General features: G+C 69.1%; 21 protein-coding genes. 20 read left to right on the top strand and 1 reads right to left on the bottom strand.

From position 1 onward, the window contains the following. The first annotated feature begins 2 nt into the window (after positions 1 to 2). From rplR to map, 7 genes are all read left to right on the top strand, one after another. Positions 3 to 386, top strand: coding sequence for a 50S ribosomal protein L18 (rplR, locus tag RT323_RS05100; protein ID WP_313405577.1), 384 nt, complete (start codon positions 3 to 5; stop codon positions 384 to 386). A gap of 31 nt (positions 387 to 417) precedes the next feature. Further along, the gene (rpsE, locus tag RT323_RS05095) at positions 418 to 1,017 is read left to right on the top strand and encodes a 30S ribosomal protein S5 (RefSeq protein WP_313405576.1); all 600 of its coding nucleotides are present in this window, start codon (positions 418 to 420) and stop codon (positions 1,015 to 1,017) included. Further along, entirely contained in the window at positions 1,017 to 1,199 is a 183-nt protein-coding gene (gene rpmD / locus RT323_RS05090) for a 50S ribosomal protein L30 (protein ID WP_313405575.1), read from the top strand. Before rpsE ends, rpmD begins: the two co-directional genes overlap by 1 nt. A gap of 2 nt (positions 1,200 to 1,201) precedes the next feature. Then, positions 1,202 to 1,642, top strand: a complete 441-nt coding sequence (rplO, locus tag RT323_RS05085; protein ID WP_313405574.1) for a 50S ribosomal protein L15 — start codon at positions 1,202 to 1,204, stop codon at positions 1,640 to 1,642. Positions 1,643 to 1,759: 117 nt separating this feature from the next. Continuing rightward, positions 1,760 to 3,064, top strand: coding sequence for a preprotein translocase subunit SecY (gene secY / locus RT323_RS05080; protein WP_313405573.1), 1,305 nt, complete (start codon positions 1,760 to 1,762; stop codon positions 3,062 to 3,064). Then, positions 3,061 to 3,627, top strand: a complete 567-nt coding sequence (locus RT323_RS05075) for an adenylate kinase (protein ID WP_313405572.1) — start codon at positions 3,061 to 3,063, stop codon at positions 3,625 to 3,627. Before secY ends, RT323_RS05075 begins: the two co-directional genes overlap by 4 nt. A gap of 8 nt (positions 3,628 to 3,635) precedes the next feature. Next, a complete protein-coding gene (map, locus tag RT323_RS05070; RefSeq protein ID WP_313405571.1) occupies positions 3,636 to 4,451 on the top strand; it encodes a type I methionyl aminopeptidase in 816 nt (271 codons plus the stop codon). A 6-nt stretch (positions 4,452 to 4,457) separates the two neighbouring features. Here the strand turns inward: map and ddaH are convergent, their stop codons facing one another. Continuing rightward, the gene (gene ddaH / locus RT323_RS05065; RefSeq protein WP_313405570.1) at positions 4,458 to 5,315 is read right to left on the bottom strand and encodes a dimethylargininase; all 858 of its coding nucleotides are present in this window, start codon (positions 5,313 to 5,315) and stop codon (positions 4,458 to 4,460) included. 122 nt (positions 5,316 to 5,437) lie between these two features. On the opposite strand from ddaH, the gene RT323_RS05060 reads away from it, so the two are divergent. From RT323_RS05060 to RT323_RS05000, 13 genes are all read left to right on the top strand, one after another. Then, complete coding sequence (locus tag RT323_RS05060) at positions 5,438 to 5,896, top strand: Lrp/AsnC family transcriptional regulator (RefSeq protein ID WP_313405569.1); 459 nt, start codon at positions 5,438 to 5,440, stop codon at positions 5,894 to 5,896. A 135-nt stretch (positions 5,897 to 6,031) separates the two neighbouring features. Further along, positions 6,032 to 7,468, top strand: a complete 1,437-nt coding sequence (locus tag RT323_RS05055; protein ID WP_313405568.1) for an MFS transporter — start codon at positions 6,032 to 6,034, stop codon at positions 7,466 to 7,468. Beyond that, complete coding sequence (locus tag RT323_RS05050) at positions 7,465 to 8,781, top strand: M20/M25/M40 family metallo-hydrolase (protein WP_313405567.1); 1,317 nt, start codon at positions 7,465 to 7,467, stop codon at positions 8,779 to 8,781. The genes RT323_RS05055 and RT323_RS05050 overlap by 4 nt, the downstream gene beginning before the upstream one ends. Before the next feature lie 9 nt (positions 8,782 to 8,790). Beyond that, positions 8,791 to 9,156: a DUF1330 domain-containing protein gene (locus RT323_RS05045; RefSeq protein WP_313405566.1), complete on the top strand. Its 366-nt coding sequence runs from the start codon at positions 8,791 to 8,793 to the stop codon at positions 9,154 to 9,156. Between the two features lie 147 nt (positions 9,157 to 9,303). After that, the gene (infA, locus tag RT323_RS05040) at positions 9,304 to 9,525 is read left to right on the top strand and encodes a translation initiation factor IF-1 (RefSeq protein WP_313405565.1); all 222 of its coding nucleotides are present in this window, start codon (positions 9,304 to 9,306) and stop codon (positions 9,523 to 9,525) included. A gap of 51 nt (positions 9,526 to 9,576) precedes the next feature. Continuing rightward, a complete protein-coding gene (gene rpmJ / locus RT323_RS05035) occupies positions 9,577 to 9,690 on the top strand; it encodes a 50S ribosomal protein L36 (protein WP_008361054.1) in 114 nt (37 codons plus the stop codon). A 230-nt stretch (positions 9,691 to 9,920) separates the two neighbouring features. Further along, the gene (rpsM, locus tag RT323_RS05030; protein WP_313405546.1) at positions 9,921 to 10,289 is read left to right on the top strand and encodes a 30S ribosomal protein S13; all 369 of its coding nucleotides are present in this window, start codon (positions 9,921 to 9,923) and stop codon (positions 10,287 to 10,289) included. Between the two features lie 8 nt (positions 10,290 to 10,297). Next, positions 10,298 to 10,696: a 30S ribosomal protein S11 gene (gene rpsK, locus RT323_RS05025; protein WP_313405545.1), complete on the top strand. Its 399-nt coding sequence runs from the start codon at positions 10,298 to 10,300 to the stop codon at positions 10,694 to 10,696. A 32-nt stretch (positions 10,697 to 10,728) separates the two neighbouring features. Then, positions 10,729 to 11,337, top strand: a complete 609-nt coding sequence (gene rpsD / locus RT323_RS05020) for a 30S ribosomal protein S4 (protein WP_313405543.1) — start codon at positions 10,729 to 10,731, stop codon at positions 11,335 to 11,337. 64 nt (positions 11,338 to 11,401) lie between these two features. Beyond that, on the top strand, positions 11,402 to 12,412 hold the full coding sequence (locus tag RT323_RS05015; RefSeq protein WP_313405541.1) for a DNA-directed RNA polymerase subunit alpha: 1,011 nt from the start codon (positions 11,402 to 11,404) through the stop codon (positions 12,410 to 12,412). A gap of 34 nt (positions 12,413 to 12,446) precedes the next feature. After that, the gene (rplQ, locus tag RT323_RS05010; RefSeq protein WP_313405539.1) at positions 12,447 to 12,995 is read left to right on the top strand and encodes a 50S ribosomal protein L17; all 549 of its coding nucleotides are present in this window, start codon (positions 12,447 to 12,449) and stop codon (positions 12,993 to 12,995) included. A gap of 150 nt (positions 12,996 to 13,145) precedes the next feature. Continuing rightward, positions 13,146 to 15,176, top strand: a complete 2,031-nt coding sequence (locus tag RT323_RS05005) for a S8 family serine peptidase (RefSeq protein ID WP_313405537.1) — start codon at positions 13,146 to 13,148, stop codon at positions 15,174 to 15,176. Positions 15,177 to 15,272: 96 nt separating this feature from the next. Next, on the top strand, positions 15,273 to 15,473 hold a 201-nt coding region (locus RT323_RS05000; protein WP_313405535.1), incomplete at its 3' end, for a hypothetical protein.

The raw sequence follows: 15,473 nt of genomic DNA, 5'->3' as shown, positions 1-15,473 counted from the left end.
CCATGGCAATCTCGATCAAGCACGCCAAGCACACCGCTGGTCGCGTCGCGTCGCGTCAGCGCCGCCAGATCCGCGGTCGCAAGAAGATCCAGGGTTCGGCGGAGCGTCCTCGCCTCGTCGTCACCCGCTCGAGCAAGCACATCGTCGCGCAGGTCGTCAACGACCTCGAGGGACACACGCTCGCGTCGGCTTCCACCATGGAGGCGGACCTGCGTTCGTTCGACGGCGACAAGTCGGCCAAGGCCAAGAAGGTCGGCGAGCTGCTGGCCGACCGCGCCAAGGCCGCCGGCATCGCCTCCGTGGTCTTCGACCGCGCCGGCAACAAGTACGCCGGTCGCGTCGCGGCCCTGGCCGACGGTGCCCGCGAGAACGGACTGGAGTTCTGATGATCATCACGAGCAACAAGGGGAGTGCCGCATGAGCACGCGCCGACAGGGTGGCGAGCGTCGCGGAGGCCGCGGCGACCGCAACGCCGACAAGTCCAACTACATCGAGAAGGTCGTCACGATCAATCGTGTGGCCAAGGTCGTCAAGGGTGGCCGCCGCTTCAGCTTCACCGCTCTGGTGATCGTCGGAGACGGCGACGGCCAGGTCGGCATCGGCTACGGCAAGGCCAAGGAAGTCCCCACGGCCATCGCCAAGGGTGTCGAGGAGGCGAAGAAGAGCTTCTTCCGCGTCCCCCGCATCCAGGGCACCATCCCGCACCCCGTGCAGGGTGAGAAGGCTGCGGGCGTCGTCTTCCTGCGCCCGGCGTCCCCCGGTACCGGCGTCATCGCCGGTGGCCCGGTCCGCGCCGTGCTGGAGGCCGCTGGCATCCACGACGTGCTGAGCAAGTCGCTCGGGTCCTCGAACGCGATCAACATCGTCCACGCGACGGTCGAGGCGCTTCGTCTGCTCGAGTCGCCCCAGGACGTGGCCGACCGCCGCGGCCTGCGGGTCGAGGACGTCGCTCCTGCCGCCCTGCTGAGGGCCGGCAAGGAGAAGTCCTCCGAGACTCCCGCGGAGGTGGGTGTCTGATGGCGAAGCTCGAGGTCACCCAGGTCCGCTCGGCGATCGGCCGTGAGCAGAACCAGCGCAACACGCTGCGTTCGCTCGGGCTCAAGCGCATCGGCGACGTCAAGGTCGTCGAGGACCGTCCCGAAATCCGCGGCATGGTCAACACCATCCCGCACCTCATCTCCGTGAAGGAGGTCGACTGATCATGGCGATCAAGTTGCACCACCTGCGTCCCGCCCCGGGCGCCAAGACAGCCAAGACCCGTGTGGGTCGCGGTGAGGGCTCCAAGGGCAAGACCGCTGGTCGTGGCACCAAGGGCACCAAGGCCCGTTACCAGGTGTCCGCCGGCTTCGAAGGCGGCCAGATCCCGCTCCACATGCGCCTGCCGAAGCTCAAGGGCTTCACGAACCCGTTCCGGGTCGAGTACCAGGTCGTCAACGTGGGCCGGATCGGCGAGCTCTTCGCCGAGGGCGGCGCGGTCGACGTCGCGGCCCTCGTCGAGAAGGGCGCGGTCCGCAAGGGCCAGCCCGTCAAGGTGCTCGGCGGCGGCGACATCGACGTGGCGGTCCAGGTGACCGTCGACAAGGTGTCCGCGTCTGCCAAGTCCAAGATCGAGGCCGCCGGCGGCACGGTCTCCGCGTCCTGACGCGTAGGCCGACCGAAGCGAACCACTGACGGGCGGGTTCTCCCAGTGCGGGAGACCCGCCCGTTTTCGCTCACTGTTAGAGTCAGACGGCATTTGCCGTGAAGCTGGAGGAAGTCCGTGCTCAAAGTCTTCGTGAACGCGTTCAGGACACCTGAACTGCGTCGCAAGATCCTCTTCGTGCTGGGGATCATCGTGCTCTTCCGGCTCGGCTCGATGGTGCCTGCCCCGGGCGTGAACGTCTCGAACGTGCGCCAGTGCGTGGATGCGGCCGCGGGCGGTGAGAACGCCGGCCTGTTCGCGATGATCAACGTGTTCTCCGGCGGCGCACTGCTGCAGCTGACCGTCTTCGCGCTCGGCATCATGCCGTACATCACCGCGAGTATCATCCTGCAGCTGCTCGTCGTCGTGATCCCGCGACTGGAGGCCCTCAAGAAGGAGGGTCAGGCCGGTCAGGCGAAGATCACCCAGTACACGCGTTACCTGACGGTGGGCCTGGCGATCCTGCAGGCCGCCGGCATCGTGGCGCTCGCCCGTAGCGGCGACCTCTTCCAGGGCGCCTGCAACCTGCCCCTGCTCTACCGTCCCGACAGCCTCGCGTCCTATGTCCTCATCGTCACGGTGATGGTCGCCGGCACCAGCGTCATCATGTGGTTCGGTGAGCTCATCACCGACCGCGGCGTCGGCAACGGCATGTCGATCCTCATCTTCACGCAGGTCGTCGCGACGTTCCCCGGCTCGATGTGGAACATCCGTCAGGCCCAGGGCATCACGGTCTTCGCGATCGTCACGATCGTCGGCCTCGCCGTGGTCGCGCTCGTCATCTTCATCGAGCAGGCCCAGCGGCGGATCCCCGTCCAGTACGCCAAGCGCATGGTCGGCCGCCGGATGTTCGGCGGCTCCTCGACCTACATCCCGCTCAAGGTGAACCAGGCCGGCATCATCCCGGTGATCTTCGCGTCCAGCCTGATGTACCTGCCGGTGCTGTGGGTCAACTTCAACTCCGGCTCGAGTGCCGCCAGTTGGATCCAGGACCACTTCGTGACCGGCGACCACCCGTTCTACATGATCACCTTCTTCGCGCTGATCGTGTTCTTCACGTACTTCTACGTGTCGATCACGTTCAACCCCGAGGAGGTCGCCGACAACATGAAGAAGTACGGCGGGTTCATCCCGGGCATCCGCGCCGGCAAGCCGACGCAGGACTACCTGGGCTACGTGCTCTCGCGCATCACGGCACCGGGCGCGCTGTACCTGGGCCTGATCTCCCTCATCCCGATGTTGGCGATCGCGCTGGTCGGCGCCAACCAGAACTTCCCGTTCGGTGGTACGACGATCCTCATCATCGTGGGCGTCGGACTCGACACGGTGAAGCAGATCGAAAGCCAGTTGCAGCAGCGCAACTACGAAGGGTTCCTCAAGTGAGACTGCTCATCATGGGTCCGCCGGGTGCGGGCAAGGGCACGCAGGCGGTCGCGCTCGCCGAGCGCATCGGTGGCGCGCACATCTCGACCGGTGACATCTTCCGGGCGAACGTCGCGCAGGAGACCGAGCTCGGCCGCACCGCGAAGCGCTTCATGGACGCCGGCGAGTACGTGCCCGACGAGGTCACGAACGCGATGGTGGCCGACCGTCTCGCGCAGGACGACGCCCGCGAGGCGTTCCTGCTCGACGGGTACCCCCGCACGCTCGACCAGGTGGCCAAGCTCGACGAGATCCTCAACGAGCTGGGCACGCAGCTCGACGGGGTCGTCGCCCTCACGGTCGTCGAGGACGAGCTGATCTCTCGCTTGCTCGAGCGCGCCAAGGTGAGCGGTCGGACCGATGACACCGAGGACGTCATCCGGCATCGCCAGGACGTGTACCGCGCCGAGACCGAGCCGCTGCTGGCCGTCTACCGCGACCGGGGCCTGCTGGTCGAGGTCGACGGCATGGGCACGCCCGACGCGGTCGGGCAGCGCATCGCCGACGCCCTGCCGTCCGCCTGAGGTGACCCATGTTCGGTGAGTCCATCGAACTCAAGACCCCCGAGCAGCTCGCCACGATGCGGCAGGCGGGTCTGGTGGTGGGCCGGACCCTCGAGGTCCTGCGCGCCGCCGTCGCGCCCGGCGTGTCCACCGGCGACCTCGACGCGCTCGCGCGCGAGCGGCTGGCCGCCGAGGGCGCCACGTCGAACTTCCTGGGCTACCACGGCTTCACCGGTGTCATCTGCGCATCCGTCAACGACGAGATCGTCCACGGCATCCCCGGCGGCCGTGTGCTGGCCGAGGGCGACCTGGTCTCGATCGACTTCGGCGCCGTGGTCGACGGCTGGCACGGTGACGCGGCGATCAGCGTGCCGGTCGGTGAGGTCGCCCCCGAGGTGACCGAGCTGAACCGCGTCACCGAGGAGTCCCTGTGGCGGGGGATCGCGGCCGCGCGCCTCGGCGGTCGCGTCGGCGACATCTCGCACGCCATCGAGTCCCATGTCCGCGGCCAGGGTCGCTACGGGATCACCGACGGCTTCACGGGCCACGGCATCGGCTCCGAGATGCACCAGGCGCCGGACGTCCCGAACCGCGGCAAGCGCGGCAAGGGGCCCAAGATCGTGGCGGGCATGGCCCTGGCGATCGAGCCGATGATCACGCTGGGCACGTCGCGCGCCGCCATCCTCGAGGACGACTGGACCGCGGTGACGACCGACGGCACGTGGGCCGCACACCACGAGCACTCGATCACGGTCACGACCGAGGGCGTGTGGGTGCTGACGGCGATCGACGGGGGCGCCGCGCGTCTCGCCGAGCTGGGCGTCCCGTGCGCCGAACCCGCCTGACTCGGCTCAGCCGTGCAGCTCGGCGGTGCAGCACTTCACGCTGCCGCCGCCCTTGACGAACTCGCCCAGCTCCACCGGCACCGGCCGGTAGCCGCGCTCCGCCACGGCCGTGGCCAGCTGGGACGCCTCGCGGGGGAGAACGACGTTGAGGCCGTCGCTGACGAGATTCAGGCCGAACGTGAGCGCCTCGGCCTCGCTGCACTCCCACGAGCCCGGGAAGAGCGCACGCAGGAGCTCGCGGCTGGCTGCACTGAAGGCGCCCGGGAACCACGCGATGTCGGCGGGTGCCTCGCCGCGCCCGTCATCGAGGACGCCGATCGCCACGTCGAGGTGGTAGAACCGCGGGTCGACCAGCTCGAGCGAGACGACGGGCCGATCCAGTACGACGGCCGCCTCCGCGTGTGCCGTCGTCGAGGTGCGGAACCCGTGGCCGGCCAGGATGCGGTCGGCCAGCACGAGGAAGTCGCCCTCGCCTTCGTTGGTGTGCTCGGGCCGGGCGACGGCGCGACCGAGGGAGCGCAGGAAGTCCACGTGGGCATGCGCCTCGGCCTGGCGCTGGGGGAACGCGAACGCGGCACCGTAGGTCCGATGGCCGGCCGAGACGGCGCCGTTGGCGGCGAACACCATGTCGGGCAGGCCCGGAACGGGGTCCATCAGCTCGACCCGGTGCCCCAAGCGGCGGTACGCGTCGTGAAGGGCGAGCCATTGCGCGTGCGCGGCGTGCCGGTCGACGGGTCTGCTCGGGTCCATCCACGGGTTGATGGCATAGGCGACCTCGAAGTGGGTCGGCGGGCACATGACGTAGGTGCGCGTGCGGGCGCGACGGACGGACGTGGACGCCGGTGCCGGCAGGGTGTGGGACATGTGCCTCCTCGGGTGGTGGACCGAGCCTAGGCGTGGCGGACCGCCGGAACCAGCCGCCAAACCTGCGTTCGATGCGTGCAATCGTGCCCGTATGGCCGCTCGGGCGGTGATATGTTGCGTGGATGCCACTCGATGACATCGACCGTGCCCTGCTCGAGGCCCTCACCGAGGATGCGCGGGCCAGCTTCGCCGCGCTCGGGACCCGGGTGGGCCTGTCCGCTCCCGCCGTGAAACGACGCGTGGACCGGCTCGTGGACCGCGGGGTCATCAGCGGCTTCACGATCGTCGTGGACCCGCAGCACCGGGGCTGGACGACCGAGGCGTACGTCGAGGTGCACTGCCAGGGGACGATCTCGCCCGAGGTGCTGCGCAAGGCCTTCCTCAAGGTCCCGCAGGTGCACGCGGCCGCCACCGTTTCCGGAGCGGCGGACGCCATCTTGCACATCGTGGCCGAGGACGTCCGCGACCTCGAGCAGGCCCTCGAGCAGATCCGGATCGGCGCCGCGAGCGTGTCCCAGACCGAGACGTCCATCGTCCTCTCGCGGCTGATCGAGGGGCGCCTTCCGGTCGTCGGCCGCTGAGCGCGGTCGGCCGCGCTGTCCCGTCGCCGCCCCCTTCCCACTCTTGTGAACGGATCCACGCGTCGAAGGCTGATCGACGTGGATCCGATACCAAAAGTGGGGGAGGTCGGTCGCCGGGGCACTACCGTGTGGCCCATGGGACGAACTCGGGCCGCCTCGGTCGGTGCAGGACTCGTCGGCGCTCTCGTCTTCGTCGAGTTCGTCAGTGGCTTCCTGCAGGGCTACTACACCCCGCTGGCGACCGACATCGCCCGGCACCTGGACATCCACGACGCGGACGTCAACTGGTTCGAGGCGGCGCAACTCCTCCTCTCGGCGCTGTGCGTGCCCCCGTTGTCGAAGCTGGGCGACCTCGTGGGACACCAGCGTGTCCTGTTGTGGTCGGCCGTGCTCACCGCGGTCGCCACGTGGGGGATCGCGCTGTCGTCGACGTTCCCGATGTACCTCGTGTTCTGGGCGCTGCAGGGCGTCTTCACCGTCTGGCTGCCCCTCGAGGTGGCCCTGATCTACCGCCGCAGCATCGGCCTGCCGATGCGCGCGGCGGCGACCCGGCGTGCCACCGGGGTCATCGTGGCGGCGTTGCAGGCGGGCGCGATCGCCGGCGCGCTGTCCGCGGGTGCCACGTCCGCCGCGTTCGGCCCGATGTGGCTCGTCCTCGCGGTGCCCGCCGTGTTGACGCTCGGGGTGGTCGTGGTGATCGTCGGCTTCGTGCCCGACGTCCACGAGCGACAGGCCGGCAGCCTGGATGGGAGGGGGCTGCTGTGGATCAGCGCCAGCCTCCTGCTCGTGACCGGCGGGCTGTCCCTGGTCCGGGTGTGGGGTGCCGGATCGCCGTGGCCGTGGCTGGCGATCGTCGCCGGCCTGGTCGTCCTCGTGCCGTTCTGCCGTCACGAGCTGCGGGTGCCCGACCCGATCATCGACCTGCGCGTCATGCGCAGGCCCACCATGTGGCCCGTCCAGTTCACCGCCCTGCTGTTCGGTGTCAGCGTCCTGGGCGCGCAGATCCCGTTGTCGACGTTCGCCCAGACCGATCCCGACGAGCACGGGTACGGACTGGGCCTGGACGCCACGTCCGTCGCGCCCATCATCGGGGGCTACGTGCTCTCGATGCTGGTCGGCGCGCTCGTCTTCGCCCGGGTCAGCCAGCGCTTCAGTCCGCGCAACTGCCTCATCGGCGCCGCTTCGCTCGTGGGGATGGGCTACGGGGCACTGCTCCCGCTGCACGACTCGGTGGTCCAGATGGTGCTGTGCATGGTCGTCGCAGGGCTGGGGTCCGGTGCCCTGGTCGCCGCCCTGCCCGCGGCCGCCGCCGCTGCCGCGCCCGAGGGTCGCACCGCGGTGGCGACCGGCCTGACCAACACGACCAAGACGATCGGCGGCTCGTTCGCGTCGTGCGTCTTCGGCGTGGCGCTGGCGGCCGGGGCCACGCACTCCACCGCCGCCTCCCTGTCCGGCTACTACACGGTGTGGATCCTGTGCTCGGTCACGGCGTTCGTCGCCGCGGTGGGCCTGACGTTCGTACCCCGACTCGCCTTCGCCGACCCGGCCCCCCTCGAGGAGATCGACCGATGACCGCCGCAGACCGCCTCGCCGAGCTCATCTCCTGCCGGACCGTCTCGGCCCCGGACGAGCGTGACGAGGACCAGTTCGTCGCCTTCCGTGAGGCCTTCGCCCGGCTCTACCCGCGATTGCACGCCGAGCTCGAGCTCACGCGCTTCGCCGGAGGCTCACTGTTGTTCCGCTGGCCGGGGCGCAGCGCGGACCGTCCGCTCGTGCTGATGGCGCACTACGACGTCGTGCCGGCGCCGGCCGAGCAGTGGGACCGCGACCCGTTCGACGGTGCGATCGAGGGCGGCTTCGTGCACGGGCGCGGCGCGCTCGACGACAAGGGCCCGCTCGTGTGCATCGCCGAGGCCGTGGAGTCGTTGCTGGGGGAGGGGTTCGAGCCCGCGCGGGACGTGTACCTCTCGTTCGGCGCGGACGAGGAGGTCTTCGGTCAGGGAGCCGCCGACGTCGTCGACCACCTCGAGTCCCTCGGTGTCCGGCCATGGCTCGTCTCGGACGAGGGTGGGGCGATCGTCGACGACGGCCTGCCGGGGGTGTCGGCCCTGACCGCCATGGTCGCGATCGTCGAGAAGGGCACGGTCGACGTGGGCCTGCTCGCCCGCGGCGGCGGAGGGCACGCCTCCACCCCCGCGAAGAACGGCGCGACGGCCCGCCTGGCGCGTGCCGTCCTGCGCCTCGAGCGCAACCCGGCGACGCCGCACCTGTCCGACCCCGTCCTGCAGATGCTGGACGCCCTGTCCGACCTGGTGCCGCGGCCGGTCGGCGCGGTGCTGCAGAACGCCCGGCGCGCGAACCGGCCGGTGGCCGAGCTCCTGGCCCGCTTGGGCAAGGAGACCGGCGCGATGGTCCGCACGACCATGGCGGTCACGCAGCTGAGCGGGAGCCCGGCGCGCAACGTGCTCGCGACCGAGGCGCGCGCGAACGTCAACGTGCGGCTCGCGGTCGGCGACACGAAGGCCCAGCTGGTCCGACGGCTCGAGCGGCTGATGCGTGGGCTCGACGTCGAGATCGAGCGGGTCGACGGCGAGGACCCGCCGCCCGTCTCGCGCACCGACAACGACGCCTGGCGGGCGTTGGGCGAGGCGATCTCCATCCTCGACCCCGACATCCGGGTCGTGCCCTACGTGCAGACCGGAGGCACCGACTCGCGCCACTTCACCCGTATCAGCGACTCGGTCTACCGTTTCGCTCCGCTGCACATGACGCGCGCGCAGCGCGACTCGATCCACGCCCCCAACGAGAAGGTCGCGGTCGAGACCCTCGAGCGCGGCAGCGCGTTCCATCGTGCACTCATCACGGGCATGGCCGCGGACGCGTAGGGTCGGACCATGCCTGTCGATCCCACCGGTGCCGATCTCAAGCGCTTCCTGGCCGAGGACCCCGGCGGTCCCGTCGTGATGCTCAACCTGCTGCAGTTCCGCGAGGACGGCGCCGCGTCCTACCGCGAGTACAGCGACCGGATCGGCCCGTTCCTGGCGAAGGTCGGCGGCGAGGTCGTCCACGCGGGCAATCTGGCGACGCCGCTGGTCGCGCCGGACGGATGGTCCTGGGACGCCGTGCTGCTCGTGCGGTACCCGTCGCGACAGGCCTTCAGCCAGATGGTGGGTGACCCCGAGTACCAGCAGATCACGGGCCTGCGCACCGCGGCACTCGACGAGGCGGTCCTGCAACCCAGCTCGACCTGGGGCGCGTGACGACACCGATTTGAGTCGGGACCCCCTTTCAGCGTAGAATCGTGTGTCGGCCTTGTCAGGCTCGTTTCCCCATGCCTTCGGCAGCCCAATCGGGCGGGGACACGCGCGTGTCAGGACCGATCGGACGAGACGAAGAAGTTGAGGTGTATGGCGAAAAAAGAAGGCGTCATCGAAATGGAGGGCTCGGTCGTCGAGGCCCTGCCCAACGCGATGTTCCGGGTCGAGTTGGCCAACGGCCACAAGGTCCTGGCCCACATCAGCGGGAAGATGCGCCAGCACTACATCCGCATCCTCCCCGAGGATCGGGTCGTGGTGGAGCTCTCGCCGTACGACCTCAGCCGTGGACGCATCGTCTACCGCTACAAGTGATCAACAACTGAAGAGCACACGTTCAGTTCGCACCGAAGAGAGAGCATCTCGATGAAGGTCAACCCGAGCGTGAAGAAGATCTGTGACAAGTGCAAGGTGATCCGTCGCCACGGCCGCGTCATGGTGATCTGCGAGAACCCGCGCCACAAGCAGCGCCAGGGTTAAGCAGATTTCCATCGCGCAGGTCCACTGACACGGCGGCCGAGAGGCCGCCAGGACAGAACCCGCGCAGCAGCCTTCTTCAACGCAGCACCCTGAACATCTGACGGCTCATCCGGCCGCGTCGCAAGGCGCGAACGGGTGTCACCTCCGGCGCAGAGGCCGGAGCTCGATCGAGGCGATCGGGACGCCCCAGGTGACGACACCTCTGCTGAACCGAAAGGAACTGCCAGCACATGGCACGCCTCGTCGGAGTGGATCTGCCGCGCGAAAAGCGCGTGGTGATCGGACTCACGTACATTTTCGGTGTCGGTCGCACTCGTGCGATCGAGACCCTCGCCGCCACCGGCATCGACCCCAACACCCGCGTTCACGAGTTGAACGACGACCAGCTCGTCGCACTCCGTGACCACATCGAGGCGAACTTCCAGGTCGAGGGTGACCTGCGCCGCGAGGTCACCGCGGACATTCGCCGCAAGATGGAGATCGGCTCGTACCAGGGCCGCCGTCACCGTGCGCACCTGCCCGTTCGCGGCCAGCGCACGAAGACCAACGCGCGTACCCGCAAGGGCCCCAAGCGCACCGTCGCCGGAAAGAAGAAGTGAGGTAGCTGATGCCCCCGAAGAACTCCGGCGCCAAGAAGTCGCGCCGCAAGGAAAAGAAGAACGTCGTTCAGGGCGAGGCCCACATCAAGAGCACGTTCAACAACACGCACGTGACGATCACCGACCCCAGCGGCGCGGTCATCTCCTGGGCCTCCGGCGGAACCGTCGGCTTCAAGGGCTCGCGCAAGTCGACGCCGTACGCCGCCGGCATGGCCGCCGAGGCCGCCGGCAAGGCTGCGATGGATCACGGCATGAAGAAGGTTGACGTCTTCGTGAAGGGCCCCGGTTCGGGCCGCGAGACGGCGATCCGGTCGCTCAGTGGCGTCGGCCTCGAGGTCGGCACCATCTCCGACGTGACCCCCAGCCCGCACAACGGCTGCCGTCCGCCCAAGCACCGTCGTCTCTGACGCGTCGACCTTTCTTCTAGGAGTTATCAACCATGGCCCGTTACACCGGACCTCTCACCAAGAAGTCGCGTCGTCTCGGCGTCGACCTCGTCGGTGGGGACAAGGCCTTCGAGCGCCGTCCGTACGCGCCCGGCCAGCACGGCCGTACCCGCGTCAAGGAGTCGGAGTACCGCACCCAGCTGCAGGAGAAGCAGAAGGCGCGTTACACCTACGGCGTCCTCGAGAAGCAGTTCCGCAGGTACTACGAGCTCGCGTCGCGCCGTCCCGGCAAGACCGGCGACAACCTGCTGAGCCTGCTCGAGAGCCGTCTCGACAACGTCGTCTACCGTGCCGGCCTGGCCCGCACGCGGCGTCACGCCCGCCAGCTGGTGACCCACGGTCACTTCATCGTCAACGGCGTGAAGACGAACATCCCGTCCTTCCAGGTCAGCAAGCACGACATCATCGATGTCAAGCCCAAGAGCCTCGAGACGACGCCGTTCATCATCGCCCGTGAGACGCACGACGCCGACACCGTTCCCGGCTGGCTCGACGTCTCGCCCGACCGTGGCCGCATCCTGGTTCACCAGCGCCCCGTGCGCGAGCAGATCGTCGTTCCGATCCAGGAGCAGCTGATCGTCGAGTTCTACTCGAAGATCTGATCCACCCGATATCTGTCCACTTACCCGGCCCCTCATATAGCGGTGGGTCCGGAAAGGAAGAAACATGCTGATCGCCCAGCGCCCCGTCCTGTCCGAAGAGGTCGTCGACGAGTTCCGTTCGCGGTTCGTCATCGAGCCCCTCGAGCCGGGCTTCGGCTACACCCTCGGCAACTCGCTGCGTCGTACGCTGCTGTCGTCGATCCCGGGTGCGGCCGTCACCTCGATCAAGATCGACGGTGTCCTGCACGAGTTCTCGACCATCGAGGGCGTCACCGAGGATGTCACCGAGATCATCCTCAACCTCAAGAACCTGGTCGTGTCCTCGACGATCGACGAGCCGGTCGTCATGTACCTGCGCGCCGACGAGGCCGGTGACGTGACCGCTGCGGCGATCACTCCGCCGGCGGGCATCGAGGTCCACAACCCCGACCTGCACGTCGCGACGCTGAACGACAAGGCGCGTCTCGAGATCGAGCTGGTCGTCGAGCGTGGCCGCGGCTACGTGTCGGCCGTCCAGAACAAGACGGGCGACGAGGAGATCGGCCGCATGCCGGTCGACTCGATCTACAGCCCCGTCCTGAAGGTCACCTACAAGGTCGAGGCCACCCGAGTCGAGCAGCGCACCGACTTCGACAAGCTGATCATCGACGTCGAGACGAAGCAGTCGATGCTTCCGCGCGACGCGATCGCGTCGGCGGGCTCCACGCTGGTCGAGCTGTTCGGCCTGGCGCGTGAGCTCAACGTCGAGGCCGAGGGCATCGACATCGGCCCGTCGCCGGTCGACGAGCAGCTCGCTGCCGACCTCGCCCTGGCGATCGAGGACCTGGACTTCACGGTCCGTTCCTACAACTGCCTCAAGCGCGAGGGCATCCACACCGTGGGTGAGCTCATCACGCGCAGCGAGCAGGACCTGCTGGACATCCGCAACTTCGGCTCGAAGTCGATCGATGAGGTCAAGGCCAAGCTCGCCGAGCTCGGTCTGGCCCTCAAGGACAGCCCGTCGGGATTCGACCCGTCCGCCGTCATCGACAACTTCGACGAGGACGCCAGCTTCGCCGAGGACGAGCAGTACTGATCTGCTCTGACACCACTGATTCAGGAGTAACGACATGCCCACCCCCACCAAGGGTCCTCGCCTCGGCGGCAGCCCCTCGCACCAGCGGCTGATCCTGGCGAACCTGGCCCAGAGCCTGTTCGAGCACGGCCGCATCACGACGACCGAGGCCAAGGCCAAGCGCCTGCGCCCGTACGCCGAGCACCTCATCACGAAGGCCAAGACCGACACGGTGGCCAACCGCCGCCACGTCGTCAAGGTCATCCGCGACAAGGGTGTCCTGCACACCCTCTTCACGGAGATCGGTCCGGCCATGGCCACCCGTCCGGGCGGCTACACGCGCATCACGAAGATCGGTCCGCGCAAGGGCGACAACGCCCCCATGGCCGTCATCGAGATCGTCGAGACCAAGCAGTTCGACGCGTCGCAGCCGGCCCCGGCCGCTGCACCCGCCGAGCCCGTCGAGACCACGGACGAGGTCGCCCAGACCCCGGCCGAGGCCGCTGACGAGACGACGACGGACGAGGCCCCCGCGGCCGACGTCGCCGCCGACGACGCTGCTGTCGAGGAGGCCCCCGCGGCCACCGAGGACGAGGCCAAGTAACACCTCTCGTTCGAAGCGCCCACCCCGATCGGGGTGGGCGCTTCGTCGTTGCGGGGGTGGGGTGCTTCGCGCAGCGTTCCCGGATTCGCTCGGCACGTCCTGGCGGGGATATGCTCACGTGGCCACAGTTGTCTCGGGGGAGGGCCCCACATGTCCCAGCGCTTGCGCCGTCCATTCACGATCGCGCTGCCGATCATCACGTCACTGGCGCTCGCCGCGGGTGCGGTCTCGGCCGTCGCCCAGGACCCGGCGCCGCTCCCGACCGAGGCGGCGCCGCTCAACGACGTTGCCGTCGAGCAGCCTGCCCGTGGCCTGATCGTCAAGCTGGATGATGCCGCCGACGCGCAGGTCTCCGACCTCACGGACGAGGTGGAGGCCGAGCTGCCGCAGGACGTGACGGTCGCGAATGCGCAGTCGGGTTCGGACCTGGGCCTGCTCTCGCTGTCCGAGCAGGTGGACGCCGCCGACCTCGACGACGCGATCGAGCAGCTCGAGGCGAACCCCGACGTCGAGTGGGCCGTGCCCAACGGCGTCCGGATGCCGTCGGCGACCGCCTCCGACATCTACTACCGCCAGGGCTACCAGTGGAATCTCAACGGCCAGTGGGGAGTCCGGGCGAACCAGGCCTGGGACATCACCACCGGCAGCCCGAACGTGCGGGTCGCGGTGATCGACACCGGCATCCTCGGGAGCCACCCCGACCTACGCGGGCGGTACGTGGCGGGCCGCGACTTCGTCGACGACGAGTACCGCTGCGTCAACCGCGCGTGCACCAGGATCAAGTACCGCCGGACGTTCGTCAGTGCCAACGACCGCAACAGCTGGGACGGCAGCCCGGCCGACCCGGGCGACTGGCGCAACGGCGGCACGTGCGCGCAGATGGGCGCCAGCCAGAGCACGTGGCACGGCACCCACGTCGCCGGCATCGTCGCCGCGACGCGCAACAACGGCGGCGTCGTCGGCATCGCCCCCGGCGTCAAGGTCCAGCCGATCCGTGCCCTGGGCCGGTGCGGTGGCACCGACTGGGACATCGCGATGGGCATCTTGTGGGCCAGCGGTGCCAACGTGAACAAGTACGACCGGCGCCACGGGCGGATCCCGCTCAACCGAACGCCCGCCAAGGTGATCAACCTGTCCCTGGGCGCCTCGGCCAACTCGATCCGTCAGGCACGCCAGGCCTGCCGCCTCTACGGTTCGGTCGCCCGGACCGCGCGTGCCCGCGGCTCGATCCTGATCGCTGCCGCCGGTAACGCGGGAATCGACCACCGTTACAACGTGCCGTCCTCGTGCCCGGGCTTCGTCTCGGTCGCCGCCACGATGAAGACCGGCGCCCGGGCGTCCTTCTCCAACTACGGCGCGGGCATCGACATCGCGGCGCCGGGCGGCTCCGGCTACGGATCGGCCGAGGACCAGATCCTGTCGACCTGGAACGCGGGCACGACGCGGCCGGGCACGAATGCCTGGGGTTTCATGCCCGGCACGAGCATGGCGGCTCCCGCGGTCGCGGCTGCCGCCGCCCTGGGCCAGTCCGTCGGCATCACGAACCCTGACGTGCTCGAGCGAGTCCTGAAGGCCACGGCGCGCCGGTCGAACTGTGACACCAACGGGTGCGGCGCCGGCATCGTCGACGCGTACGGTGTGCTGACGGCCAGGGCGCCCACGAGCGCACCGCGGATCAGCGGCTCGCCCCGTCCCGGCGGGACCTTGAGCGCGACGACCGGATCGTGGCGCAACCGCGCATCCGTCGGCCTCGCCTGGTATCGCGGCTCCCGCGTCGTCGGGACCGGAGCGTCCTACCGCCCGACGCGCGCCGACATCGGCCGCCGACTCGTGGTGCGCGCGACGGCCGCGAACGGCAACCGCAACATCTTCCACCAGTCGAGCATCGTCGTGAAGTCGAAGTCGCGCACCGTCCTGGTGATGCCCAAGCGCGTCAAGAAGTCCAAGCGCGTGCGGGTCCGGGTCAAGGTGACCGCGCCCTACGTGCGTGCGACCGGCGTCATCCGGGTGTTCGACGGCCGGAAGCGGATCGCCGTCAAGAAGCTCAAGGCGAAGAACCGCGGTTCGGTGCGGATCACGCTGCCCAAGCTGAAGAAGGGCAAGCACCGGATCCGCGTCGTCTACTCCGGCAGCGGCAAGGTCACGGCGTCGAAGCGGATCAAGGTCGTCCGCTCGCGCTGACCGGTCGCGCCAAAGCGCGGGTGTGACGGGTGGGACTCCCGTATTCTGCCGGGATCGTCTCCCCGCAGGGAGTCCCACCTCCAGTCAGGACATCGCGTGCGTCGTCGCCTCGCCCTCAGCGCCCTGCCCGTTCTCCTCGTCGCCTCGGCGCTGGTCTCGTCGGGTGCGTCCGCCGCTCCGGCTCCGTCGCCCGCGGCCGCCGTGGACCGGTCCGACGCGAAGGAGCCGCCGCGGGTGGCGCGCGGACTGATCGTCAAGGCGGCCTCCGCGAGTGCCGCGCGCCGTTCGTCGCTGGCG

It is taken from the genome of Aeromicrobium sp., assembly GCF_032084975.1.
Classification (GTDB): Bacteria; Actinomycetota; Actinomycetes; order Propionibacteriales; family Nocardioidaceae; genus Aeromicrobium.
Note: the sequence above shows the minus strand (reverse complement) of the source record. Positions and strands in the feature narration are given on the sequence as shown.